Below are 22735 nucleotides of genomic sequence, written 5' to 3' on the forward strand. Positions count from 1 at the left end.
CGGTGTGGGCGACCGAACACGCGCATGCGGGTCAGGACTGGGCTGACGTCTGTCACGATAGGAACAGATCGACCTAGGCCGACGCTTCCCGCCCGTCATAGGCACGCTGTGCGGCCAGCACGGCACCGATCCGCTGTTCGGACCACATCATCAGCGCCCGCAACGCGTCCAGCAGTTCCGCGCCCAGCGGCGTGATCGCATAGCGGACGCTGACCGGCTTGGTCGCAATCACCTGCCGCGTCACCAGGCCGTCCCGCTCCAACATGCGCAGCGTCTGGCTCAGCATCTTCTGCGAGACGCCGGCGATCCGCCGCTTCAACTCGTTGAACCGGCGCGCCTCTTCCCCGAGCAACAGCAGCACCAGCACGCTCCATTTGTCGCCGATCCGGTCGAGCAGCAGTCGCGTCGGGCACGCCGGGTCGAACACATCCCCCTTCAACCACGGGGTTCCCCCGGCGTTACCGGGTATCGGAAAAGTACCGTCTTGCGTCATCGGTATCCCGATAGCACGTAGTCACCATTGGATACCACAGGAGACGAATGATGGATGTTGCGGTACTGGGCGCGAGCGGCAATGCCGGGTCAGAAATCACCCGCGAACTGGCCCGGCGCGGGCACAAGGTTCGGGCTATTGCGCGCAAGCCCGATGCGATCCCCGCGCTGCCCGGCGTGCAGGCCATCGCCGGCGACGCGCATGATCCCGAAGCCCTCGCTCCGCTGATCGCCGGGTCGGACGCGGTCATCAGCGCGCTGCACTTCGACGTTACCGCCGACACGTTGCTGGCGGCCCTGCGCCAAGCGAAGGTCGCCCGGCTGCTCGTCACCGGCGGCGCGGCCAGCCTGGAGGTCGCACCGGGCCAGCGGCTGATCGACTCGCCCGACTTCCCGGCCAAATGGCGCGAGATCGCGATGGGCGGCATCGCCTTTCTCGACGCGCTGCGGTCGGTCGAGGATATCGACTGGACGTTCTTTTCGCCGGCCGCGCTGATCGAGCCGGGCGAGCGGACCGGCCGCTTCCGGCTCGGCACCGACACGCTCGTCACCGACGATGCCGGGGTCAGTCGGATCAGCTTCGCCGATTTCGCGATCGCGATGGTCGACGAGTTGGAGGCGCACCGTCACCCGCGCGCCCGCTTCACCGCCGCCTATTGATGCTGCGACCCGCCCCGGTACCGACCGGGGCGGGGCAGGATCAGAACGTCACCCACTCGGTCCCGCCGGGGAACACGACATCCTCGACCTTGTCGCCGATCTTGGTCACGGCCAGCAGCAGCGCGACGATCACGATCAGGTCGAACGCGATCACCGCGCCCCACACGAATGCCGGGTGGAACGGACCGATCCGGTCATAGCCGTCGCGGGTGATGCGCGGGCGGTCGCTGAACGGTGCGGCCTTCATTTGGCGAGCGCCGCCTGCGCCGCCGCCAGCCGGGCGATCGGCACGCGGTACGGGCTGGCCGAGACGTAATCCAGCCCGACCTTCTCGCAGAAGGCGATCGACGCCGGGTCGCCGCCATGCTCGCCGCAGATGCCGAGCTTGATATCGGGTCGCGTCTTGCGCCCGCGTTCGGCGGCCAGTTCGATCAGTTCGCCCACGCCTTCGACATCGATCGAGACGAACGGATCGCGCGCATAGATGCCCTTTTCGACATAGGCCCCCAGGAACCGGCTGGCATCGTCGCGGCTGACGCCTAGCGTCGTCTGGGTCAGGTCGTTGGTCCCGAACGAGAAGAACTGCCCGGCTTCGGCGATCTCCCCGGCCTTCAGCGCGGCGCGCGGCAGTTCGATCATCGTACCGACCAGATATTCGATCCGCCGGCCCTTGTCGGCGAACACGGCTTCCGCCGCCTTGTCGACCACCGCCTTCATCAGCTCCAGCTCACGCCTGGTGCCGACCAGCGGGATCATCACCTCGGGGATCGGCGCCTCGCCCGACTTCTCGGCGACGATCACCGCCGCTTCGAAGATCGCGCGTGCCTGCATCTCGTAGATTTCAGGGTAGGTAACGCCCAGCCGGCATCCGCGATGGCCCAGCATCGGGTTGAACTCGTGCAGTTCTGCCGCGCGGCGCTTGAGCTGGTCGACGGCGATGCCGGCAGCCTGCGCGACTTCGGCGAACTCCGCCTCCTGATGCGGCAGGAATTCGTGCAGCGGCGGGTCGAGCAGGCGGATGGTGCAGGGCAGCCCGACCATCACCTCGAAGATCTCGACGAAATCGCTGCGCTGTTCGGGCAACAGCCGCTCGAGCGCCGCGCGCCGCCCGGCCTCGTCCTCCGCAAGGATCATCTGCCGCACGGCGGTGATGCGCGACTGTTCGAAGAACATATGCTCGGTACGGCACAGCCCGATCCCCTCCGCACCGAAATCGCGCGCGGTGCGGCAATCGAGCGGGGTTTCGGCATTGGTCCGCACCTTCAGGCGACGGACGCCATCGGCCCATTCCATCAACGTGCCGAAATCGCCGGCAAGTTCGGGCTGCACCGTCGCGACGGCACCCGCCATCACTTCGCCGGTCGCGCCGTCGATGGTGACGATATCGCCCTCGCGAATCTCACGCGAACCGACCTTCATCACCCCCGCCTTGGCATCGATCGAGATGCTGCCCGCACCCGACACGCACGGCCGGCCCATGCCGCGCGCCACGACGGCGGCGTGGCTGGTCATCCCGCCCCGCGCGGTCAGGATGCCGCGCGCCGCGTGCATCCCGTGAATGTCTTCTGGGCTGGTTTCGGTGCGGATCAGGATCACCGCATCGCCGGCATTGGCGCGGCGTTCGGCGGTGTCGCTGTCGAACACCGCGATGCCGCTGGCCGCCCCCGGCGATGCCGGCAGCCCCTTGGTCAGCACGTCGCGCGGTGCCTTGGGGTCCAATGTCGGGTGGAGCAGCTGGTCCAATGCCTGCGGGTCGACGCGCAGGATCGCCTCCTCGCGCGAAATCAGCCCTTCCTCGGCCATGTCGACCGCGATCTTCAGCGCGGCCTTGGCGGTGCGCTTGCCCGACCGGGTCTGCAGCATCCACAATTTGCCCTGCTGCACCGTGAATTCGATGTCCTGCATGTCGCGGTAATGCCGCTCCAGCCGGTCGAACACCGCCGCCAGTTCGGCGTACGCGTCGGGCATCGCCTCTTCCATCGACAGCGGCTTGGCGTTCGCCGCCGCGCGCGCGGCAGTCGTCAGATATTGCGGCGTGCGGATGCCCGCCACCACGTCCTCGCCCTGCGCATTGATGAGGAATTCGCCATAATAGGCATTTACCCCGGTCGACGGATCGCGGGTGAAGGCGACGCCGGTGGCGCTGGTGTCGCCCATATTGCCGAACACCATCGCCTGCACGTTGACTGCCGTGCCCCAGTCGCCCGGAATGTCGTTCAACCGGCGATAGACCTTCGCCCGGTCCGCCTGCCACGACCCGAACACCGCGCCGATCGCGCCCCATAGCTGGTCGTGCACGTCCTGCGGAAACGGCTTGCCCCACAGCTCGACCACGATGTCCTTGTACTGGCCGACCAGTGCGCGCCAGTCATCGGCGGTCAGGTCGGTGTCGAGATAATAGCCGCGATCTTCCTTCGCGATCTCCAGCGCTTCCTCGAACCGGCCATGGTCGAGTTCCAGCACCACATCCGAATACATCTGGATGAAGCGGCGATAGCTGTCCCAAGCGAAGCGGGCATCGTCCGACACCGCCGCCAGCCCCTCGACCGTCTGGTCGTTGAGGCCGAGGTTCAGCACCGTGTCCATCATGCCCGGCATCGACACCCGCGCGCCGGAACGGACCGACACCAGCAGCGGATCGGCTTCGTCGCCGAATTTCTTGCCCGTGATCCCCTCGATATGGGCGATGCCGGTCGCCACTTCGTCACGCAGACTGTCGGGGAAGCGCTCGCCATCCTCGTAATAGCGGGTGCACATCGTCGTCGCGATGGTGAAGCCCGGCGGTACCGGCAGGCCGATCGACGCCATCTCCGCCAGGTTCGCGCCCTTGCCGCCCAGCAGGGTCTTGTCGCCCGAGCCTCCGTCCGAAACCCCGCCGCCGAACCGATAGACATACTGCGTCATGCTCGTTCCCTTCCATCCGGGCCGACGGCCACGGGGTTAGCACCGGAGCGTGACGAATCACCCTCCGCTCCCAACCCCGTTAAACGGGTTAAACCGATTGGTCAGCCCTCGATCTTCGAAAAATCGGCGACCCGGTGTACCGCGTCGCGCACCCGTGCCAGCAGCGCGAGCCGCGCGGTGCGCTTGTGCGGGTCGGCATCGTTGACCGTGACGTCGGTGAAGAAGGCGTCGATCGGCGCGCGCAGCGTCGCGAGCGCCGCCATGGCCCCGGCGAAGCCCTCCGCCTCGACCGCCGCGGCCGCCTGCGGCTCCGCCGCATCCAGCGCCGCGATCAGCGCGGCTTCGGCCGGCTCGCGATCATAGTCGCGCGCCTCGCGCTCGGTCCGCGCATATTCGGCGACGACGGGCGCGAAGTCGGGGTCCTCGACCATGGCGAGGGGGTCCTCTTCGCCGGTTTCGGGGATATGCTTGCTGGCGCCGGGCGCTTCCTTCTTGAGGATATTCGCCGCGCGCTTGTACCCGGCGAGCAGGTTCGCGCCGTCTTCGGTCGTGACGAAGGCTTGGAGGGCATGGACGCGGGCCAGCAGGCGGACGAGATCGTCCTCGCCGCCCAGCGCGAACACCGCGTCGATCAGGTCGTGGCGGACGCCCGCTTCGCGTTGCTGGACTTTCAGGCGGTCGGCGAAGAAGTCGAGGACATCTTCATGCGCGGTCGCCCCGGCAGCCGACGCTGCCTTCGACAGCGACACGCGAACGCCATTGTCGAGCAGCAGCGCCAGCACGCCCAACGCCGAACGCCGCAACGCGAACGGGTCCTTCGACCCGCTGGGCTTCAACCCGACCGCGAAGAACTGGACGATGCTGTCCAGCTTGTCCGCCAGCGCCACCGCCACCGTCACCGGCGCAGTCGGAACGTCGTCCCCCTGCCCGACCGGCTTGTAATGGTCACGCACTGCCTCAGCGATCTCGACCGGCTCGCCCTGCGCGGCGGCATAATAGCCGCCCATCAGCCCCTGCAATTCGGGGAACTCGCCGACCATGCCGGTGACCAGATCGGCCTTGGCCAGTCGCGCGGCACGCTCGGCCATGTCGGCCAACCGCTCCCTCTCCCCTTCAGGGGAGAGGGCTGGGGAGAGGGGCGTGTCCGCGAGAGTCGAAGCTTCGGTGAAAGCCCCCTCTCCCAACCCTCTCCCCTGAAGGGGAGAGGGCTTTACTACGCCGCTCTCAACCAGCCACCGGGCGAGCTTCGCGACCCGCTCGACCTTGTCGGCGACCGTGCCCAGCTTCTCGTGAAACACGATCTTCTCGAGCTTCGGCGACTGGTCCTCCAGCCGCGTCTTCAGATCGGTTTCGTAGAAGAATTTCGCATCCGACAGCCGCGCCGCCAGCACCTTGGCATTGCCCGCGACGATCCGTTCACCGCCGTCCGCCGCGTCGATATTGGCGGTGCAGACGAACGCATTCGCCAGCTTGCCGTCCGCATCACGGCAGACGAAATATTTCTGGTTCACCCGCGCGGTCAGCTGGATGACCTCGGGCGGCACGGCCAGAAACGCCTCGTCGAACCGCCCCAGCAACGGCACCGGCCACTCGGTCAGCCCGGCATTCTCCGCCAGCAATCCTTCATCCTCGACCAGCGTCAGCCCGGCACCCTGCGCCGCCATCTTGGCGCCGACCGCGATGATCGCCGCGCGCTCATTCTGGTCGACGATGACATGCGCGTCGCGCAGCGTCTCGACATAGCTGTCGGCGGAAGCGATCGTCACCGGCCCATCGTGGTGGAAGCGATGCCCCATCGTCTCCGTACCGCTCACCACGCCGGCAACCTCGCACGGCACCACCGCGCCGCCGAACAGCGCGACGATCCCCTGCAACGGCCGTACCCAGCGCGGGCTTTCCGGGCTGAGCGACGCCGTGCCCCACCGCATCGACTTGGACCACGGGAACGCGCGCACGATCGCGGGGATGGCGGCGGCAAGGACCGTGGCCGTCTCCCGCCCCGGCACCTCGGTCACCGCGAACAACACGCCGTCGCGCTCGGTCAGCGCCTCCCGCGTCAGCCCGGTCTTGCGCAAAAACCCTTCCAGCGCCTGTGGCGGCGCCGAGGCGCGCGGCCCCTTCACTTCCTCGCGCACCGGCTCGGTCGCATCCGGCAAGTCGTGCGCGATCAGCGTCAGCCGCCGCGGCGTCGCATAGGTCGTGATCCGCGGCGCGGCGATCCCGGCCTTCGCCAGTTCCCCGACGAACAGCTTGGCCAAATCCTCACGAGCCTTGGCCTGCATCCGCGCGGGAATTTCCTCGCTGCGCAGTTCGAGCAGAAAATCGGTCATGCCACCCACCCCGGATACTTCGCCTGCCATGTCGGCGTCTGCGTCTCGATGAACTTCGCGCAGCTGGCCTTCGCCAGATCGCGCACCCGGCCGATATAGGCCTGCCGTTCCGCGACCGAGATCACGCCACGCGCGTTCAGCAGGTTGAACACATGGCTCGCCTCGATCGCCTGTTCATAGGCCGCGATCGGCACGTCGTTCGCCAGCGCATTCTCGCACTCCGCCGCCGCCTTCCTGAACAGGTCGAACAGGCCGTCGGTATCGGCGACCTCGAAATTCCATTTCGACATCTGGCGCTCGTTTTCGAGGAATACGTCGCCATAGGTGACGCCGGCGTCATTGAACGCCAGATCGTACACGCTGTCCTTATCCTGGATATACATTGCCAGCCGCTCCAACCCATAGGTCAGCTCGCCCGCGACCGGCTTGCAGTCGAACCCGCCCATCTGCTGGAAATAGGTGAACTGGGTGACTTCCATCCCGTCGCACCATACTTCCCAGCCGAGGCCCCATGCGCCCAGCGTCGGCGATTCCCAATCGTCCTCGACGAAACGGATGTCGTGGTGGGTGAAGTCGATCCCGATCGCCGCCAGCGACCCCAGATACAATTCCTGCAGGTTCGGCGGCGACGGCTTCAGGATCACCTGATACTGGTAATAATGCTGCAACCGGTTCGGGTTCTCACCATAGCGCCCGTCGGTCGGCCGGCGCGACGGCTGGACGAACGCGGCGTTCCACGGCTCCGGCCCCAGCGCGCGCAGCGTCGTCGCCGGGTGGAACGTCCCCGCCCCCATCCGCATGTCATAGGGTTGCAGGATGACGCAGCCCTTGTCGCTCCAATAGTCATGGAGCGTCAGGATCATTTTCTGGAAGCTGAGCGGGGCGGACATGGTTTCGCCTTTGAATGCAGGAATGTCCCGCGCCTAGCCGGATCGCCAATCGCCGGTCAAGCGAACCGCATGTCAGGTTCGAACGACATCATGTCAGGTAGTATTGACACAAAGCACGAATCTACAGATATATAGTCAGGTAAACACGACACATTGTCGCTGATCGTTGACATGGAAGGCTTCGTCGATGCCCCGTCCCGGCACCCAAGGCTCCACGCTGTTCGTCGTCGCGCTATGCGCCGCCGTCGCCGCAATGGCCGCCGACCGCAACGAACGGCCCACACCGCCCCCCGCGCCAAGCAGCGGCATCTCTTTCGCCGCGCAGCTCGGCGACGCGGCGGTGTCGCTATCGTGGCGCTGAGCGGTTCGTGAAGAACCGGCTGAAGATCCTGCGCGCGGAACGCGACTGGAGCCAGGCCGAACTGGCCGGACGGCTCGACGTGTCGCGCCAGGCGGTGAACGCGATCGAGACCGGCAAGCACGACCCGTCGCTGCCACTGGCCTTCCGCATGAGCCGGTTGTTCGACCTGCCGATCGAAGCGATTTTCAAGGATGACGTCGATGGTTGAGGATTGGGGCACCGCCCGCGAACGACAGCGCCGCCGGCGGCGATGGAAATGGGTGGCGGCGGCCATCGCCGTCGTCGCGCTGACTCCGCTGGTCACGACCTTCGTGCTGGGCATCGTCGAGGAGTATAGCGAGGTCGCCGACCCTGCGCGGGCGATCCGCACCCGCGACCATGCCGGCTACATCGCCATCGGCATCGCGATGCTGGGCGCGCTCGTCTTCAACCTCCGCATCTGGCGCAATGCCGATGAGGTCGAGCGGCAACAGCTGACCGCCGCCGCCGCGGTGACGGGGATCGCCGCATTGATCGCGCTGCCGGTCCTATCGCTGGCGCAGAAGCCGCTGGCCCTGCCCAACCCGGCGATGATCGGCTGGGGCATCGCCATCGCCGCGCTGGTCGCGACCCGTATCGTCCAGCGCCTGCGCGGATGATCGCGCGGATCGTCGCCGCGCTGCTCGGCTGGCTGTCGCTGGCCAGCCCGGTCGCGGCTCCGGCGGTGCTGGCACCGGCCCTGTGGGTCGCGCGCGATGCCGACACGACCATCTGGCTGTTCGGCACGGTGCATCAGCTGCGTCCCCGTACGCCGTGGCTGAGCGGCGCGGTGGCGGACGCCTTCGCCGGCAGCGACACGCTGGTCCTCGAAATCGTCGAACCCTCGCCGGACGAGATGGCCGCCGCGGTGGTGCAGGTCACGCCGCCCCGCCCCGCCCCGCTGCCGGGCGAACTCGACCGCCGGCTGCGCGCGCGGGCGGCGGAGCTGGGCTTTCCCCGCAACGCCTTCGACGCCACCGCCCCATGGTTCGCCGCGACGGTCCTCGCCGCCCAGCCGCTCGCGCAAGCCGGCTATCGCAGCGATCCCGCCCCCGAAACCCTGCTGACGACCCTGGCCGAGCGAAGCGGCAAGCCGGTCACGGCGTTCGAGACGCTGGGCCAGCAGCTCGGCATCTTCGCCGCCCTGCCGCAGGGCGCGCAGCGGACGATGCTGGAGCGCACCCTCGCCGAGCGCGATCCGGTGCCGGCGATGGACCGGGTGGTCGCCACCTGGGGCCGGGGCGACATGGCGACGCTCGACCGGTTACTGGGCGAGGATATGGCGGAGGCCGGACCGGCGGTACGCACCGCGCTGCTCGACCGGCGCAACGCCGCTTGGGCGAAGACGATTGCCGGGTGGATGGATCGGCCCGGCACGCGGTTCGTCGCGGTCGGAGCGGGGCATCTGACCGGGCCGGGCAGCGTGCAGGAGCGGCTGCGGGCGCGGGGGGTGGAGGTGAAGCGGGTGCGATAGCCTCCGCCCTCCCGCCACCAACCCCGTTCGGTTCGAGCAGCTTCGAGCCTGTCGAGAAGCGTCCGTCGAGAACGCCCCGTTTGAGGCATCCCCTTCTCGACTTCGGTTCTCGACAAGCTCGAAGCAAACGGGGAGAGGGATCGGACAAGGGCAGCAACCTTGCCTTTCGCCCCGAACTCCCCTATGCGCCCGCGCTTGTTCGTGCCGGGGTCATCCCTGGAGGCCCGGCCGTGCAAGACACAGAAACCAAGCATTCAAGGAAGACATGATGAGCGACACGCTGAATCTGTCGGCCGAGACGCGCGATCGGGTAGGCAAGGGAGCCTCCCGCGCCCTGCGTCGCGATGGCCGCGTCCCCGCCGTGATCTATGGCAACAAGCAGGACCCGGAGGGCATTCACCTGAACGCCCGCGAACTCATGAAGGCGCTGATGACCGGCCACTTCATGAACTCGGTCATCATGGTCGATGTCGGCGGCAAGAAGGTTCGCACCCTGGCCAAGGACGTCGCCTTCGACGTCGTCACCGACCAGCCGATCCATGTCGACTTCCTGCGCATCGCCAAGAACGCGACCGTGACCGTCGCCGTGCCGGTGTCGTTCATCAACGAAGACGACGCGCCCGGCATCAAGCGGGACGGCGGCGTGCTGAACGTCGTGACCCATGAGCTGGAACTGACCGTCGAAGCGTCGAACATCCCGACCGAGATCGTCGTCGACCTGACCGGCCGCGAAGTCGGCGACTCGATCCACCTGTCGGACGTGAAGCTGCCGAACGGCGCCGAAACCGCCGCCGATGCGGAAACCGTGACCGTCGCGACGATCACCCAGCCGACGACGCTGACCGCCGAAGACGAAGCGCTCGACGCCGAAGTCGCCGAGGCGCAGGCTGCCGAGGCGGAAGCCGAAGCCGCTGCCGAGGAAGGCGAGGACAAGGCCGAGGGCTGATCCGCCCCGCCTCGTGCTGCGTTGGGGAGCGGGATGGCGATGCCGTCCCGCTCCCCTTTGCGTTTGGGGGTGCGCACTCCCCACGTCATCCCGGCGCAGGCCGGGATCCATGGACACGGCCAGCCCGCGCCTCGATCGCGACCACCCGACACGATGGATTCCGGTCTCCGCCGGAATGACGACGGTAGCGAGGCGAAAACCCTGCCCCGCCTCGTCGTTCCCGCGAAGGCGGGAACCCATAAACGCAACGTAGCGACTCCATGCCTAACGCCAGCGCATATGGATTCCCGCCTTCGCGGGAATGACGATAGTGGTGGTGCGCGCCCGCACCCGCTACAGCCCCTCACCCGCCACCCGAAGGACGCCCCAATGCAGCTCTGGACCGGCCTGGGAAATCCCGGCCCGCAATATGCGATGCATCGCCACAATATCGGCTTCATGGCGGTGGACGCGATCGCCGAGGTCCATGGCTTCGCCGCGCCGAAACGCGCGTTCCAGGGCTGGGTGCAGGAAGGGCGGATCGGCACGCAGAAGGTGCTGCTGCTGAAACCCGGCACCTATATGAACGAAAGCGGCCGCTCGGTCGGCGAAGCGATGCGCTTCTACAAGCTGACCCCGGCCGACGTGACCCTGTTCCACGACGAACTCGACCTCGCGCCGTTCAAGCTGAAGGTAAAGGTCGGCGGCGGCCATGCCGGGCATAACGGCCTGCGTTCGACCGACGCGCATATCGGGCCGGACTTCCGTCGCATCCGCCTCGGCATCGGCCATCCGGGCCACAAGGACCGGGTGACGCCTTATGTGCTGGGCAATTTCGCGAAGGCCGAACTGGACGACCTGACCGACCTGCTGGGCGCGGTCGCCGCCGAAGCGCCGTGGCTGGCGGCGAACGACGATGTGCGCTTCATGAACGAGGTAGCACGGCGGATGGGGTGAAGGAGCGAGGCCTCCGCGCGCCCATCGTCATTCCCGCGAAGGCGGGAATCCATATGCGCCGACGCTGCGGCACCATCGCGGACGTCAGCGTCTATGGACTCCCGCCTTCGCAGGAGTGACGAACGAGACTGGAAGCATCGACTTCCGCAAGATCGGTCGAGCGCCTCCGCCCTTCCCCAGCGCATACCGCCCATGCCACACAGGGAACGGACATGACGGCGACCGCCACACCCTATCACGACCGGATGATGCGAGCGCTCGACCATATCGACCGGCATCTGGACGACGATCTCGACCTCGCCAGCATCAGCGCGGTCGCGGCCTTTTCGAAATATCACTTTCATCGCCAGTTCGTGGCGACCTTCGGATTGCCGGTCTATCGCTACGTCCAGCTTGCCCGGCTGCAACGCGCATCGCACCGGCTGGCGTTCCACGCCGGTCGCGTGACCGATGTCGCGCTGGATGCCGGCTATGATGCCCCCGACGCCTTTGCCCGCGCCTTTCGCCGGCAATTCGGGCAGTCGCCGTCCGCCTTCCGTTCCGCGCCCGACTGGGCACCGTGGCGCGCGGCGCTCCTGCCGCTCGACCAAGCGAGGAACCGATTCATGCCGACCTGTGACGTCACCATCCGCCACTTCCCCGACACGCCGATCGCCTATCTGTCGCATGACGGCGACATGGCCAGCATCGGCGACACGATCCGCCGCTTCATCGACTGGCGGCGCGCGAACCGCCTGCCCCCGTCGAACGCGGCGACCTTCAACATCTTCCACAGCGACCCGCACGACCTGGCGGCAGGACCGGTCCGCATCGACCTGTGCGTCGCCACCGATCGCGCGTTTCCCGCCGAAGACGGTATCGCCATGGGCCTGATCCCCGGCGGACGCTGCGCCGTCATCCGCGTAACCGGCCGCGCCGACGATCTCGAAGCCCCCGCACTGCACCTCTATCGCGACTGGCTGCCGACCAGCGGAGAAGAACCGCGCGACTTCCCTCTCTTCTGCCAACGCGTCCGCTTCTTTCCGGAGGTGGCGGAACACGACGCGATCACCGACCTGTTCCTGCCACTACGCTAGACGGCGAACCGCACCCACCTCGCACCGTCACCCCGGACTTGATCCGGGGTCCCGCTTCTTCCTTCATACGGCCTGGAAAAAAGGGCACCGGCGCAGGGCCGGAGTACCGAAAATCATCTTCGCGCGCGTCATCGTCGACAGGAGCGCCTGCCTCCCGGTCCGCCTTGGGGAAAACCGGCTTTCCTACACGCCCCGCCATCGCCATGCTGACCGGATCCGATCCCCATCCGATGTACCGCCACGCACCGGATCGAACGCAACGCAAACCTCGTACGAGTGTGAACTTTGTGAACTTTGCCCCATCCTTCCGCCGCCAGACCGAACGCAACGCAACTACGCCACTAGTGTGAACTTTGTGAACTTTGACCGGGCCTTGCGCCGCGCCGCCCTCGCCCGATAGGAAGCATCCCATGGCCAAACCGTTGCAATTGCTCGCCTTCCTGTTCCTGCTGCTGACCGGCACCGTCGCGCAGGCGGCACCGCGCTGTACGCTTGCCGGCGACATGCGTGTCGCGGTCGGCGACCGCTCGGTCCTGCTCCACCTGCCGCAGGGCCAAACGCCCACCACGCCGGCCCCGCTCGTGATCCTGCTCCATGGCAGCGGCGGGACCGGCGCGGCGATGCTGCGCGATTCGAAGCTGGCCGAGGCATCGGACAGGCACGGCTTCGTCGTCGCGGCGCCCGATGCCGGCATCCCCCATGACAAGGGCTATGTCTGGAACATTCCCGGCGTGCCGACCGTCGCCGGCAACATTCCCGGCCCGGACGCCCCCGACGACGTGAAGTTCATGGGTGCGCTGATCGAGCAGCTTGCCAAAGCCGGCTGCGCCGATCCGGCACGCGTCTACGCCACTGGCCTGTCGGGCGGCGGGCGGATGACGTCATGGCTCGGCTGCGTCGCCGCCGACCGCTTCGCCGCCATCGCGCCGGTCGTCGGCCTGCGCGCCGGCAATCCGCTTGTCAGCGACCCCAGCCGCCCCGATCCCGCCACCTGCCGTCCGTCCCGCCCGCTGCCGGTCATCGCCTTCGCCGGCGACGCCGACACCACCAACCCGATCCAGGGCGGCGGCGCGAAATACTGGTCCTACACCATGCACGCCGCCGAGATGCGCTGGGCCGCCCTCAACGGCTGCACCGCCGCGCCCACCACCCGCTGGGTCGCGCCGAAGGTCTATGAGGAACGCTATACCGGCTGCCGAGACGGTGCGGACGTGGCAGGCCGGATCACCATCGGCGGCGGGCATAGCTGGGTCGTCGACAATGACGCGCTCTGGGCATTCCTGTCGCAGCATCGCCGCTGACCCTTCCCAAAGCGCCGCCGATCCGCCAAGCCGCACCCATGACCGTCCGCACCCTCTTCCCGACCCATCTCTACGAAGCCGACCTCGCCGATGCCGCGCTGGTCGACGATCTCGACGCCTCGGTCCGCGCGCTGGCGGAGGAGGACATGGCCGGACGCCGCTGGTCGAAGGAGCATGGCTATCGCGGCTATACCTCCTACGCCTCCTTGAACGACCTGCCCTTGCGCGATCCGGTCTTCGCCGACCTGAAGCGCGTGCTGGACCGCCATGTCGCGAAGTTCGCCGCCGCCTGCGGCATGGAACTGGCAGGCCGCAAGCTGAAGCTCGACAGCCTGTGGGTGAACCTGCTGAAACCCGGCGGCGGCCATTCGGGACACCTCCACCCGCACAGCGTGGTGTCCGGCACCGTCTATGTCGCCGTTCCCGAAGGCGCGGGCGGCATCCGGTTCGAAGACCCCCGCCTGCCGATGCTGATGGCCGCCCCCACCCGTCCCGGCACCTTCGAAACCGTCGCGCCGCAACCCGGCACGCTGCTGCTGTGGGAAAGCTGGCTGCGACACGAGGTGATGCCGCACGCCGGCAAGGGCGAACGGATCAGCGTCAGCTTCAACTATCGCTGGTAGGTTTTGCAATGCCGGCCGCCAGCGGCTAAGGGGCGGGCTTTCCATCATCACCGGGATTGCGCCAAGTGGGTTTTCGCTGCGGTATCGTCGGGCTGCCGAATGTCGGCAAGTCCACCCTGTTCAACGCGCTGACGCAGACCCAGGCGGCACAGGCGGCCAACTATCCCTTCTGCACGATCGAGCCGAACGTCGGCAACGTCGCGGTGCCCGACCCCCGGCTCGACCAGCTGGCGGAGATCGCCGGATCGGCCAAGAAGATCGAGACGCAGCTGGCGTTCGTCGACATCGCCGGGCTGGTGCGCGGCGCGTCGAAGGGTGAAGGGCTGGGCAACCAGTTCCTCGGCAACATCCGCGAGGTGGACGCGATCGTCCACGTCCTGCGCTGCTTCGAGAATGACGACATCCAGCATGTCGACGACCGCGTCGATCCGATCGCCGACGCCGATACGGTCGAGACCGAGCTGATGCTGTCCGACCTCGAATCGCTCGAAAAGCGCGTGCCCAACCTCGCCAAGAAGGGGCAGCAGGGCGACAAGGAAGCCAAGGTCGCCGCCGCCGTTCTCGGCCGCGCGCTCGACCTCCTGCGCGACGGCAAGCCTGCCCGCCTGACCGAGATCAAGGACGAGGAGGAGGAACGCCTCTTCGCGCAGGCCCAGCTGCTGACCGCCAAGCCGGTCCTCTATGTCTGCAACGTCAACGAAGAGGACGCGGCGGAAGGCAACGAACTGTCGGCCAAGGTCTTTGCAAAGGCGAAGGCGGAAGGCGCGCAGGCGGTCGTCGTCTCCGCCGCGATCGAGGCGGAAATCGCCACGATGGACCCTGCCGACCGCGCCGAATTCCTGTCCGACCTGGGCCTGTCCGAAACCGGCCTAGCCCGCGTGATCCGCGCCGGCTATTCGCTGCTTCAGCTGCTGACCTTCTTCACCGTCGGCCCGAAGGAAGCCCGCGCCTGGACCGTGTCGGTCGGGGCCAAGGCACCGCAGGCGGCAGGCGAGATCCACAGCGACTTCGAACGCGGCTTCATCCGTGCCGAAACCATCGCCTTCCCCGACTATATCGCCTGCAAGGGCGAAAGCGGCGCGCGCGACGCGGGCAAGCTGCGCGCGGAGGGCAAGGAATATGTCGTGCAGGACGGCGACGTGATGCTGTTCCGCTTCAACGTCTGACCGTTCATCGCGCCGTCATTTTAGGGCGTTAGCAGGTCCAGCGATGCGTATCCCGATCCTGTTCGCCGCACTCGCCCTCACCGGCGGGTGCACCACCCCGCGCGCGCCCGTTGCCGCGGTGCCCGCCCCCGCTCCGGTCGCGGAGGCCCGCACGCCGGTCACGATCCTGATCGGGATCGACGGTGCCCGCCCCGACTATCTGTCGCCGACGGCAACGCCCAATCTGTCGCGGCTGGCGGCGGACGGGGTGTCGGGCACGATGCAGCCCTCCTTCCCGACCAAGACCTTCCCCAATTTCTGGACGATCGCGACCGGCGTGCGTCCCGACAAGAGCGGCATCGTCGGCAACAGGATGGAGGACCCGGCCCGCCCCGGTGAAACCTTCACTATGGAAAGCACCGATCCCTTCTGGTGGAATGCCGCCCGGCCGATCTGGATCGCCGCCGAACAGGCCGGCATCCGCAGCGCGACGATGTTCTGGCCGGGCAGCGAAGTCGCCTGGGGCGGCAGCGGCAAACCCGACCACGGCGTCTATGCCGGCGGAGCGCACGCCTCCGACTGGCAGGCATTCAACCAGGCGATCGACGCCGACCACCGGGTCGATGCGGTCATCGACTGGCTGCGTCGCCCCGCCGCCACCCGGCCGCGCTTCGTCACGCTATATTTCGACGACGTCGACACCGCGGGCCATGAACATGGCCCGCTAGGGGCGGAAACGCGCGCTGCCATGACCCATGTCGATACCGCGATCGGGCGGTTGCAGCGCGAACTGGCGACGCTAGGCCAGCCAGCGAACCTGATCTTCGTCGCCGATCACGGCATGGCCGCGACCTCCAGCGAGCGGGTAATCGCATTCGACGGCGTTGCCCCCGCCGACAGCTATCGCCTGATCGAAACCGGACCCTATGCCGCGATCGAGCCGATGCCCGGCCGCGAAGGTGCATTGGCCGCCGCGCTCGCCCGCCCGCATCCGCACATGCAATGCTGGCCCAAGGCGGCCATCCCCGCCCGGTTGCGCTACGGCACCAATCCGCGCGCCGCCTCGTTCCTGTGCCTTGCCGAGATCGGCTGGAGCATCATGCCGAAGCCGCCCACCCGTCCCTTTACCGGCGGTGCGCATGGCTATGACGATGCCGCGCCGGATATGCAGGCGATGTTCGTCGCCAGCGGCCCGGCCTTCCGTTCGGGCGTAAAGCTGCCCCCGTTCCGCAACACCGCGATCCACCCGCTGTTGCGCCGGATGCTGGGTATCGCGCCCGACCCGACCCTCGATGGCGATGCGGGGATCGGCGACGCGGCGCTGCGATAGGATCGTTCTCCGTTCCGGACCCTGTCGGGGCTTGCCCCCGGCCAGTTTCGCGTTGAAACTGGCCGCATGCGCTATTTCGAAGACATCGCCGTCGGCGACACCGCCCGCTTCGGTTCCTACCGCGTCGAACGTGAGGCGGTGATCGACTTCGCGCGGCAATATGATCCGCAGCCCTTCCACCTGTCCGACGAAGCCGCCGCGCAGACCCATTTCGGCCGGCTCGCCGCCAGCGGCTGGCATAGCTGCGCCATGACCATGGCCATGCTGGTCGAACAGTGGCGGCACGACCCGGTCGCCAGCTTGGGCGCAGCGGGGATCGACGAACTGCGCTGGCGTCGCCCGGTCTATCCCGGCGATACGCTCCAGTGCGAAACCGAAGTGCTCTCGACCCGGCCGTCGTCCAGCCGCCCCGAAATGGGCAGCGTCGCCAGCCGGGTGACGGTCCGCAACCAGGACGATCAGGTCGTGATGACCTTCATCTCCCAGGCGCTGATCGCCACCCGCGCCGCTACGCCCGCAGTCTGAACCGCCGGTTATTGCGGTCGAGGCGCGCGCCGTCCCGCTCCCCGACCGTCCGGCCCGCGAAACCGGCCGCCGCCCGGACGAATGCCCTCGGGCCGCTCGAAGCCACGCACCGCACCGGCGGCAGGCGGTTCGCGGCGCGGCGGCATCGCCGACTGGCTGCTGCCGCGGGGGACGTTGCGGAACCCCGGACGCCCGTCGAAGCCGGGACGACCGTCCGGCCGGGACTCGCGCCGCTCGCGCCAGCCGCTGGGGGCTTGACCGTTCCCGCGCGGTACATTCTCGAACCCGCGCCGATCGTCGAATCCCGGCCGATTGCCCCGCCAGCCATCGCGGCGTCCGGGCAGTGGCGACTGGCTGCTACCGCGCGGGACGTTCTCGAAACCGGGCCGGTTGTCGAAACCGGGCCGGTTCCAGCCATCCCAGCGCGGCCGGTTGTCGCCCCAGCCGCCGCGCCACTGCCCGCGCCGCTGCTGCCAGTAATAGCGCTGGCGATCGTTCCAGCGGAACGGCCGGCGATAGCGATCATAGACGTAATAGCCGGTGCCGGGATAATAATAGTCGCCGAACCAGCCCCAATAGGGATCGCCGAACCCGCCGGCATAGCCGTCATAATAACCGCCATAGCCGCCGCCATAATAGCCGGGCGAGGCATAGCCGACACCGACTCCGCCATAGCCATAATCGCCATAGGCACAGGCGGATACGCCCGCCCCCGCCGCGAGGGTCAACACGATCGCGCGCAACCGGTTAAACATGTGAATGCTCCCGCAGGCGACGGGCCTGCGCCGCGACGCCGGTGATGATGAGAAGCAACGGTCGGCAGCGACCGCCGGTTCCTGTCCGGCGGGCACCATCGGCGGCGCAGGCTGAACGGAAGCTGTCCCCGGTCGACCTTTCCCCATTGCGGCAATCGCGGAAGTCCGAAGTGACGCGCCCTCGGGCGGATCAGGCCCCCGCGACAACCGGCATCGCATATCCGTCCGGCTATGCCCTGCGCGCCGCGGCAGCCGATGCAGGACGCTCCACCCCTCGGACTCGGGGCTGCGAACGAACTGCGCACGGCAGGACAGCCGGTCCGGGGCTAGTCCGCCCGGAACCCGCCGCATTCCACCCTCACGCCAGAAGGTGAAGGAGCAGCCCGGCCCCACCTTAGTCTCGAAACAGTCCAGCGCTTTAATGTGGAGGCGAGGCGCAGGGCGTTCGTCCTGTCCCGCCTCGTACCATGGACGCGGCCAATACATTGCCGCTGCCGATCATCGCGTAGCGCTGGAGATCGTCCCAGATCGCCGCGCGCAATCGTCCTGCCAGCGGTTCATCCGGTACGGTCACGCCGGTCGCCGCGAGCAAGGTCAGGATCAACATGCAATCAACCTGGCGAGCGGGGCAATGCGGCGCAGGTACGGAGCGTAACGGTAACCAGCCGGTCATGCCCGGCCCCGCTCAATGCCCGGGAAACGCTACCAGCGCCGACACCGCAATCCCCTCGGCCCGCAGTGCTTCCGCGCCGCCCAGGTCCGGCAGGTCGATCGCGAAACTAGCCTGTTCGACCGTCGCCCCCGCCTTGCGCAGCAGTCGCACCGCCGCGCGTGCCGTGCCGCCGGTCGCGATCAGGTCATCGACCAGCAGGACCCGCGCGCCGGGCGTGCAGGCATCGGCATGGATCGCGATCCGGTCGGTACCATATTCCAGCGCATAGTCTTCGGCGATGGTCGCGCCGGGCAGCTTGCCGTCCTTGCGGATCAGCACGACCCCGGCGTTCAATGCCAGCGCGACGGCAGGCGCAAAGACGAAACCCCGCGCCTCGATCCCGGCGACCAGATCGATCGGGCCGCTGACACTTTCCACCATGCCCTCGACCGCCAGTCGCAGCCCTTCCGGATCGAGGATCAGAGTCGTGATGTCGCGAAACTGGATGCCGGGTTTCGGAAAATCCGAAATAGTACGGATGCGCCGGGCGATCTCCGCCCGCCCAACGCCATCCGTACCGCTCAATGCTTCATGCCCCGCCAGATGTTGCGATAGGCACCGAAGGCCAGCGCGGTGAAGATCAGCAGGAAGATCACCGCCGCCGCACCGGCCGCATGGCGCGTTTCGAGGTTCGGCTCGGCGGTCCAGGTCAGGAACGCCGCGACGTCCTTCGCCATCTGGTCGACCGTTGCGCGGGTCCCGTCCTGATACTGGACCTGATCGACACCGGTCAGCGGCGGCGCCATGGCGAGGTTCAGCGTGGCGAAATAGCGGTTGAAATACAGACCCGTAGGCGTCTTGGCGTCCGGGAACTTCTTCAGCAGTTCGGCCGGCTGATCGCTATACCCGGTCAGCAGCGAATAGACATAGTCCGAGCCGTCGTCGCGCGCCTTGGTCATCAGCGACAGGTCGGGCGGCACCGCATTGTTGTTGGCGGCACGCGCGGCGACGTCGTTGGCGAACACCAGCGGGAAGCGATCCGAGGGCAGATTCTTGCGCGTCGCCGGTTCGCCCGTTTCCGGGTTCACGCTCGGCTGTTCGATCTGCCAGTCGGTGGCGATCGTCTTTACCTGACCCTCGTCATAGCCGAGCTGTTCTAGGTCGCGGAACGAGACCAGCCGGATCGAATGGCAGGCCGAACAGACTTCCTTGTAAACCTGGAACCCGCGCTGCAGCTGCTGCTTGTCGAACGTGCCGAACAGGCCCGCCGATTGCAGTCCGGCATCGCGCGGCTTCAGGTGGAACTCATGCTCCGCCGAATGGACCGGCTCGTCATGGATCATGCCGCTGACGGTCGAGAAGATGCCGAGCAGCAGCGCGAACAGAAAGCCTGCGCCGACGACGAGGTTCAGGTTGCGGGCGAGAAAGCGGGAAGCGAAGGAGAGCATCGTTATTCCCTTACTCGGCCGCGGCCGGGGTGGCGTGACCATGGGCGGCGGTCTGCGCGGGCGACGTGCCGCCCTCGCCCTTCAGCACCGCTTCGGTGATCGAGTTCGGCAGGGGACGCGGACGCTCCATCGCCGACACGATCGGCAGCACGACTAGGAAGTGCGCGAAATAATATCCCGCCGCGATCTGGCTGAGCAGCACCGTCACCGGCGTCGCCTCCGCCCCACCGAGATAGCCCAGCACCAGCACGTCGACGAGCAGTACGATCAGGAAGATGCGATAGGTCGGGCGATAATTGGCCGACTTGACCGGCGACTTGTCCAGCCACGGCAGGAAGAACAGCAGCAGGATCGACCCGAACATCGCCAGCACGCCCCACAGCTTCGCCGGGAAGATGAAGTCGACGGTGAACGCCTTCAGGATCGCGTAGAAGGGCAGGAAATACCATTCGGGCACGATATGCGCCGGCGTGGAGAGCGGGTTGGCCGGAATGTAGTTGTCCGGGTGGCCAAGCAGGTTCGGCGCGAAGAAGATCAGCGACGCGAACACGATCAGGAACACGCCCAGCCCGAACCCGTCCTTGGCGGTGTAATAGGGGTGGAAGGGCACGGTATCCTGCGGCCCCTTCACCTCGACGCCGGTCGGGTTGTTCGATCCCGGAATGTGCAGCGCCCAGATGTGCAGGACGATGACGCCGGCGATCACGAAGGGCAGCAAATAGTGGAGCGAGAAGAAGCGGTTGAGCGCGGCATTGTCCGGCGCATAGCCGCCCAGCAGCCACACGCGGATCGTTTCGCCCACCCCCGGTATCGCCGAGAAGAATCCGGTGATGACCTGCGCGCCCCAGAAGCTCATCTGTCCCCAGGGGAGCACATAGCCCATGAACGCGGTCGCCATCATCAGCAGGAAGATGACGACGCCCAGCAGCCACACCATCTCACGCGGCGCCTTGTACGAGCCGTAATAGATGCCGCGCGCGATATGGGTGTAGACGACGATGAAGAACATCGATGCGCCGTTGGCGTGGGCATAGCGGATGAACCAGCCCGACGGCACGTCGCGCATGATGCGTTCGACCGAATCGAACGCCACCGCGCCATTGGCCGCATAATGCATCGCCAGCACGATACCGGTGATGATCTGCACCGCCAGCGCCGCGCCGGCCAGCACGCCGAAATTCCAGAAATAGTTGAGGTTGCGTGGCACCGGATAGCCGGCACCGACCGCGTTATAGACCAACCGGGGAAGCGGCAGCTTCTCGTCCAGCCAGCGCATCAGCGGCTGCTTCGGTTCGTAATGCTTGGCCCAGGGGAAGCTCATCGTCTCTCTCCTCAGCCAACCGTCACGACGGTGTCGGACGTGAATGCATATTCGGGAACGTGCAGGTTCTGCGGCGCGGGGCCGGAGCGGATACGACCGGCGGTGTCGTAAGCGGAGCCATGGCACGGGCAGAAATAACCGCCGAACGGACCCTTGTTCTCGCCCTCGCCCGCGCCCAGCGGCACGCAGCCCAGGTGCGTGCAGACGCCCAGCGTGATGAGCCAGTTCGCCTTGCCGGTCTTGGTGCGTTCCGCCAGCGTCTGCGGATCGCGCAGCTCGCTGACCGGCACGGCATTCGCCTCGGCGATTTCCTTGGGCGTCAGGTTGCGCACGAACAGCGGCTGCTTGCGGAACGTCGCCTTGATCGCCTGCCCCGGCTCGATCGCCGACAGGTCGATTTCGGTCGTCGAAAGCGCCAGCGTATCGGCGGCGGGCGACATCTGGTTGATGAGCGGCAGCGCGATCACGCCCGCGCCGACCCCGGCGAAAGCCACCGCGCCGATCGACAGATAGTCGCGCCTGCGGGGATTGTCCGGCCCACCGTCGAGCGCGGATGCGCCGCCTGCGGGTACGTGCTGATCTTCGTCAGTCGCCATTCAACAGCCCTTGTCGTCGGGCGCATTTCGCGCCCTGCCCCTCTCCGGTCGCCTTCTTGGGAAGCGACGCCGGACCGATCGGTTTTCCGTCCAGTCGCACGGGTGATAGCCGCGCGCCCGACCGTTTGCCAATCCCTTTTGCCGTTTCCGCGCACAACGGCCCAGTCATGTTCAGATTGGCGCAAGCGATCACATGGTCTATGCGGCGCAACATCTGCCTTTTGGTTTCCTCGCGCGTTTCGGGAAGTTCATGCGTCGTCTTGCCCTTTTGCTCGCTGTCATCGCCTCGTTCTTCGCTCTCCCCGCGCTTGCGCAGGTGATCGACGTGCCCGGGCGCGAGCCGCCGCCCGCCACCACCGACACTCGCAATCTGTGGATTCTCGACCTGTCGACCGGCGGGCGGGTCACCATCTGGCTGCGCCCCGACGTCGCGCCGAAGATGGTCGCACGGATCAAGACGCTGACCCGCGAGAAATTCTACGACGGCCTTGCCTTTCACCGGGTGATCGACGGTTTCATGGCGCAGGGCGGCGACCCGGACGGCGACGGCACCGGCGGATCGAAGCTGCCGAACGTGGAAAAGGAGTTCAACTACCTCCCCCATGTCCGCGGCGCGGTGGCAGCAGCGCGTGCGAATGAAGAGAACAGCGCGAACAGCCAGTTCTACATCATGTTCGCCCCGAAATTCTCGCTCGACAAGAAGTACACCGTGTTCGGCCGGGTGATCGACGGGATGCAATATGTCGATGCGATCGAACGTGGCGAGCCGCCGGCGAACCCGTCGCGCATCGACCATGCCTATATCGCCAGCGACAATCCCCCGCCCTATCAGGCCGCTGCACCGGTCGCGCTGCCCGAGACGGTCGCACCACTGCCCGCGACCATGCCGCGCAAGCCCGCCGCAACCCCGCCCGCTGCCAAGCGTCCGCAGCCGGCTCGCGCCCGCTAAACA

25 protein-coding genes are annotated in these 22735 nt (G+C 67.2%); 14 read left to right on the forward strand and 11 right to left on the reverse strand.

What is annotated here, in order from left to right:
- Positions 1-73 precede the first annotated feature (73 nt).
- Entirely contained in the window at positions 74-493 is a 420-nt protein-coding gene (locus MF609_RS07330) for a winged helix-turn-helix transcriptional regulator (protein WP_242415666.1), read from the reverse strand.
- 50 nt (positions 494-543) lie between these two features.
- On the opposite strand from MF609_RS07330, the gene MF609_RS07335 reads away from it, so the two are divergent.
- Positions 544-1152, forward strand: a complete 609-nt coding sequence (locus MF609_RS07335; protein ID WP_242415998.1) for an NAD(P)-dependent oxidoreductase — start codon at positions 544-546, stop codon at positions 1150-1152.
- 40 nt (positions 1153-1192) lie between these two features.
- Here the strand turns inward: MF609_RS07335 and MF609_RS07340 are convergent, their stop codons facing one another.
- The 4 genes from MF609_RS07340 to MF609_RS07355 form a co-directional block, all read right to left on the reverse strand.
- Positions 1193-1399: a hypothetical protein gene (locus MF609_RS07340; RefSeq protein ID WP_242415667.1), complete on the reverse strand. Its 207-nt coding sequence runs from the start codon at positions 1397-1399 to the stop codon at positions 1193-1195.
- On the reverse strand, positions 1396-4056 hold the full coding sequence (gene ppdK, locus MF609_RS07345) for a pyruvate, phosphate dikinase (RefSeq protein ID WP_242415668.1): 2661 nt from the start codon (positions 4054-4056) through the stop codon (positions 1396-1398). The genes MF609_RS07340 and ppdK overlap by 4 nt, the downstream gene beginning before the upstream one ends.
- 101 nt (positions 4057-4157) lie before the next feature.
- Positions 4158-6386: a glycine--tRNA ligase subunit beta gene (gene glyS / locus MF609_RS07350; RefSeq protein ID WP_242415669.1), complete on the reverse strand. Its 2229-nt coding sequence runs from the start codon at positions 6384-6386 to the stop codon at positions 4158-4160.
- On the reverse strand, positions 6383-7249 hold the full coding sequence (locus MF609_RS07355; RefSeq protein ID WP_242415999.1) for a glycine--tRNA ligase subunit alpha: 867 nt from the start codon (positions 7247-7249) through the stop codon (positions 6383-6385). Before MF609_RS07355 ends, glyS begins: the two co-directional genes overlap by 4 nt.
- A gap of 214 nt (positions 7250-7463) precedes the next feature.
- On the opposite strand from MF609_RS07355, the gene MF609_RS07360 reads away from it, so the two are divergent.
- From MF609_RS07360 to MF609_RS07415, 12 genes are all read left to right on the forward strand, one after another.
- Positions 7464-7637: a hypothetical protein gene (locus MF609_RS07360; protein WP_242415670.1), complete on the forward strand. Its 174-nt coding sequence runs from the start codon at positions 7464-7466 to the stop codon at positions 7635-7637.
- A gap of 7 nt (positions 7638-7644) precedes the next feature.
- Positions 7645-7845: a helix-turn-helix transcriptional regulator gene (locus MF609_RS07365; protein ID WP_242415671.1), complete on the forward strand. Its 201-nt coding sequence runs from the start codon at positions 7645-7647 to the stop codon at positions 7843-7845.
- Entirely contained in the window at positions 7829-8275 is a 447-nt protein-coding gene (locus tag MF609_RS07370) for a hypothetical protein (RefSeq protein ID WP_242415672.1), read from the forward strand. Before MF609_RS07365 ends, MF609_RS07370 begins: the two co-directional genes overlap by 17 nt.
- Positions 8272-9129: a TraB/GumN family protein gene (locus MF609_RS07375; protein ID WP_242415673.1), complete on the forward strand. Its 858-nt coding sequence runs from the start codon at positions 8272-8274 to the stop codon at positions 9127-9129. Before MF609_RS07370 ends, MF609_RS07375 begins: the two co-directional genes overlap by 4 nt.
- A gap of 268 nt (positions 9130-9397) precedes the next feature.
- Positions 9398-10075 carry a 50S ribosomal protein L25/general stress protein Ctc gene (locus MF609_RS07380; RefSeq protein WP_242415674.1) on the forward strand — a complete coding sequence of 226 codons (678 nt, stop codon included), beginning with the start codon at positions 9398-9400 and terminating at the stop codon, positions 10073-10075.
- Positions 10076-10444: 369 nt separating this feature from the next.
- Positions 10445-11011, forward strand: a complete 567-nt coding sequence (gene pth / locus MF609_RS07385; RefSeq protein WP_242415675.1) for an aminoacyl-tRNA hydrolase — start codon at positions 10445-10447, stop codon at positions 11009-11011.
- Between the two features lie 212 nt (positions 11012-11223).
- Positions 11224-12087, forward strand: a complete 864-nt coding sequence (locus MF609_RS07390; protein ID WP_242415676.1) for an AraC family transcriptional regulator — start codon at positions 11224-11226, stop codon at positions 12085-12087.
- A 410-nt stretch (positions 12088-12497) separates the two neighbouring features.
- Positions 12498-13388, forward strand: a complete 891-nt coding sequence (locus MF609_RS07395; protein WP_242415677.1) for a CE1 family esterase — start codon at positions 12498-12500, stop codon at positions 13386-13388.
- A gap of 38 nt (positions 13389-13426) precedes the next feature.
- Positions 13427-14011, forward strand: coding sequence for a TIGR02466 family protein (locus tag MF609_RS07400; protein WP_242415678.1), 585 nt, complete (start codon positions 13427-13429; stop codon positions 14009-14011).
- 65 nt (positions 14012-14076) lie between these two features.
- On the forward strand, positions 14077-15177 hold the full coding sequence (ychF, locus tag MF609_RS07405; RefSeq protein ID WP_242415679.1) for a redox-regulated ATPase YchF: 1101 nt from the start codon (positions 14077-14079) through the stop codon (positions 15175-15177).
- Between the two features lie 43 nt (positions 15178-15220).
- Positions 15221-16486: an alkaline phosphatase family protein gene (locus MF609_RS07410; RefSeq protein ID WP_242415680.1), complete on the forward strand. Its 1266-nt coding sequence runs from the start codon at positions 15221-15223 to the stop codon at positions 16484-16486.
- Positions 16487-16552: 66 nt separating this feature from the next.
- Positions 16553-17011: a MaoC family dehydratase gene (locus MF609_RS07415; protein WP_242415681.1), complete on the forward strand. Its 459-nt coding sequence runs from the start codon at positions 16553-16555 to the stop codon at positions 17009-17011.
- Positions 17012-17019: 8 nt separating this feature from the next.
- Here MF609_RS07415 and MF609_RS07420 read toward each other — a convergent pair whose 3' ends face one another.
- The 6 genes from MF609_RS07420 to petA form a co-directional block, all read right to left on the reverse strand.
- Positions 17020-17766: a peptidase gene (locus tag MF609_RS07420; RefSeq protein ID WP_242415682.1), complete on the reverse strand. Its 747-nt coding sequence runs from the start codon at positions 17764-17766 to the stop codon at positions 17020-17022.
- Positions 17767-18184: 418 nt separating this feature from the next.
- Positions 18185-18373, reverse strand: a complete 189-nt coding sequence (locus MF609_RS07425; RefSeq protein WP_242415683.1) for a hypothetical protein — start codon at positions 18371-18373, stop codon at positions 18185-18187.
- A gap of 78 nt (positions 18374-18451) precedes the next feature.
- On the reverse strand, positions 18452-19003 hold the full coding sequence (locus MF609_RS07430) for an adenine phosphoribosyltransferase (protein WP_242415684.1): 552 nt from the start codon (positions 19001-19003) through the stop codon (positions 18452-18454).
- Positions 19000-19866, reverse strand: coding sequence for a cytochrome c1 (locus tag MF609_RS07435; protein ID WP_242415685.1), 867 nt, complete (start codon positions 19864-19866; stop codon positions 19000-19002). The genes MF609_RS07430 and MF609_RS07435 overlap by 4 nt, the downstream gene beginning before the upstream one ends.
- A 10-nt stretch (positions 19867-19876) precedes the next feature.
- Positions 19877-21187: a cytochrome b gene (locus MF609_RS07440; protein WP_242415686.1), complete on the reverse strand. Its 1311-nt coding sequence runs from the start codon at positions 21185-21187 to the stop codon at positions 19877-19879.
- 11 nt (positions 21188-21198) lie between these two features.
- Positions 21199-21783, reverse strand: a complete 585-nt coding sequence (gene petA, locus MF609_RS07445; RefSeq protein ID WP_242415687.1) for a ubiquinol-cytochrome c reductase iron-sulfur subunit — start codon at positions 21781-21783, stop codon at positions 21199-21201.
- A gap of 250 nt (positions 21784-22033) precedes the next feature.
- Here petA and MF609_RS07450 point away from each other — a divergent pair, with 250 nt between their 5' ends.
- Complete coding sequence (locus MF609_RS07450) at positions 22034-22732, forward strand: peptidylprolyl isomerase (RefSeq protein ID WP_242415688.1); 699 nt, start codon at positions 22034-22036, stop codon at positions 22730-22732.
- The last annotated feature ends 3 nt before the right edge of the window (positions 22733-22735 follow it).

The organism is Sphingomonas panni (genome assembly GCF_022664435.1).
Taxonomy (GTDB): Bacteria; Pseudomonadota; Alphaproteobacteria; order Sphingomonadales; family Sphingomonadaceae; genus Sphingomonas; species Sphingomonas panni.

Coding starts and splice junctions, on each gene's coding strand:
- MF609_RS07330 (WP_242415666.1), bottom strand. CDS start 493: ATGACGCAAGACGGTACTTTTCCGATACCCGGTAACGCCGGGGGAACC.
- MF609_RS07335 (WP_242415998.1), top strand. CDS start 544: ATGGATGTTGCGGTACTGGGCGCGAGCGGCAATGCCGGGTCAGAAATC.
- MF609_RS07340 (WP_242415667.1), bottom strand. CDS start 1,399: ATGAAGGCCGCACCGTTCAGCGACCGCCCGCGCATCACCCGCGACGGC.
- ppdK (WP_242415668.1), bottom strand. CDS start 4,056: ATGACGCAGTATGTCTATCGGTTCGGCGGCGGGGTTTCGGACGGAGGC.
- glyS (WP_242415669.1), bottom strand. CDS start 6,386: ATGACCGATTTTCTGCTCGAACTGCGCAGCGAGGAAATTCCCGCGCGG.
- MF609_RS07355 (WP_242415999.1), bottom strand. CDS start 7,249: ATGATCCTGACGCTCCATGACTATTGGAGCGACAAGGGCTGCGTCATC.
- MF609_RS07360 (WP_242415670.1), top strand. CDS start 7,464: ATGCCCCGTCCCGGCACCCAAGGCTCCACGCTGTTCGTCGTCGCGCTA.
- MF609_RS07370 (WP_242415672.1), top strand. CDS start 7,829: ATGACGTCGATGGTTGAGGATTGGGGCACCGCCCGCGAACGACAGCGC.
- MF609_RS07375 (WP_242415673.1), top strand. CDS start 8,272: ATGATCGCGCGGATCGTCGCCGCGCTGCTCGGCTGGCTGTCGCTGGCC.
- MF609_RS07380 (WP_242415674.1), top strand. CDS start 9,398: ATGAGCGACACGCTGAATCTGTCGGCCGAGACGCGCGATCGGGTAGGC.
- pth (WP_242415675.1), top strand. CDS start 10,445: ATGCAGCTCTGGACCGGCCTGGGAAATCCCGGCCCGCAATATGCGATG.
- MF609_RS07390 (WP_242415676.1), top strand. CDS start 11,224: ATGACGGCGACCGCCACACCCTATCACGACCGGATGATGCGAGCGCTC.
- MF609_RS07395 (WP_242415677.1), top strand. CDS start 12,498: ATGGCCAAACCGTTGCAATTGCTCGCCTTCCTGTTCCTGCTGCTGACC.
- MF609_RS07400 (WP_242415678.1), top strand. CDS start 13,427: ATGACCGTCCGCACCCTCTTCCCGACCCATCTCTACGAAGCCGACCTC.
- MF609_RS07410 (WP_242415680.1), top strand. CDS start 15,221: ATGCGTATCCCGATCCTGTTCGCCGCACTCGCCCTCACCGGCGGGTGC.
- MF609_RS07415 (WP_242415681.1), top strand. CDS start 16,553: ATGCGCTATTTCGAAGACATCGCCGTCGGCGACACCGCCCGCTTCGGT.
- MF609_RS07420 (WP_242415682.1), bottom strand. CDS start 17,766: ATGTTTAACCGGTTGCGCGCGATCGTGTTGACCCTCGCGGCGGGGGCG.
- MF609_RS07425 (WP_242415683.1), bottom strand. CDS start 18,373: ATGTTGATCCTGACCTTGCTCGCGGCGACCGGCGTGACCGTACCGGAT.
- MF609_RS07435 (WP_242415685.1), bottom strand. CDS start 19,866: ATGCTCTCCTTCGCTTCCCGCTTTCTCGCCCGCAACCTGAACCTCGTC.
- MF609_RS07440 (WP_242415686.1), bottom strand. CDS start 21,187: ATGAGCTTCCCCTGGGCCAAGCATTACGAACCGAAGCAGCCGCTGATG.
- petA (WP_242415687.1), bottom strand. CDS start 21,783: ATGGCGACTGACGAAGATCAGCACGTACCCGCAGGCGGCGCATCCGCG.
- MF609_RS07450 (WP_242415688.1), top strand. CDS start 22,034: ATGCGTCGTCTTGCCCTTTTGCTCGCTGTCATCGCCTCGTTCTTCGCT.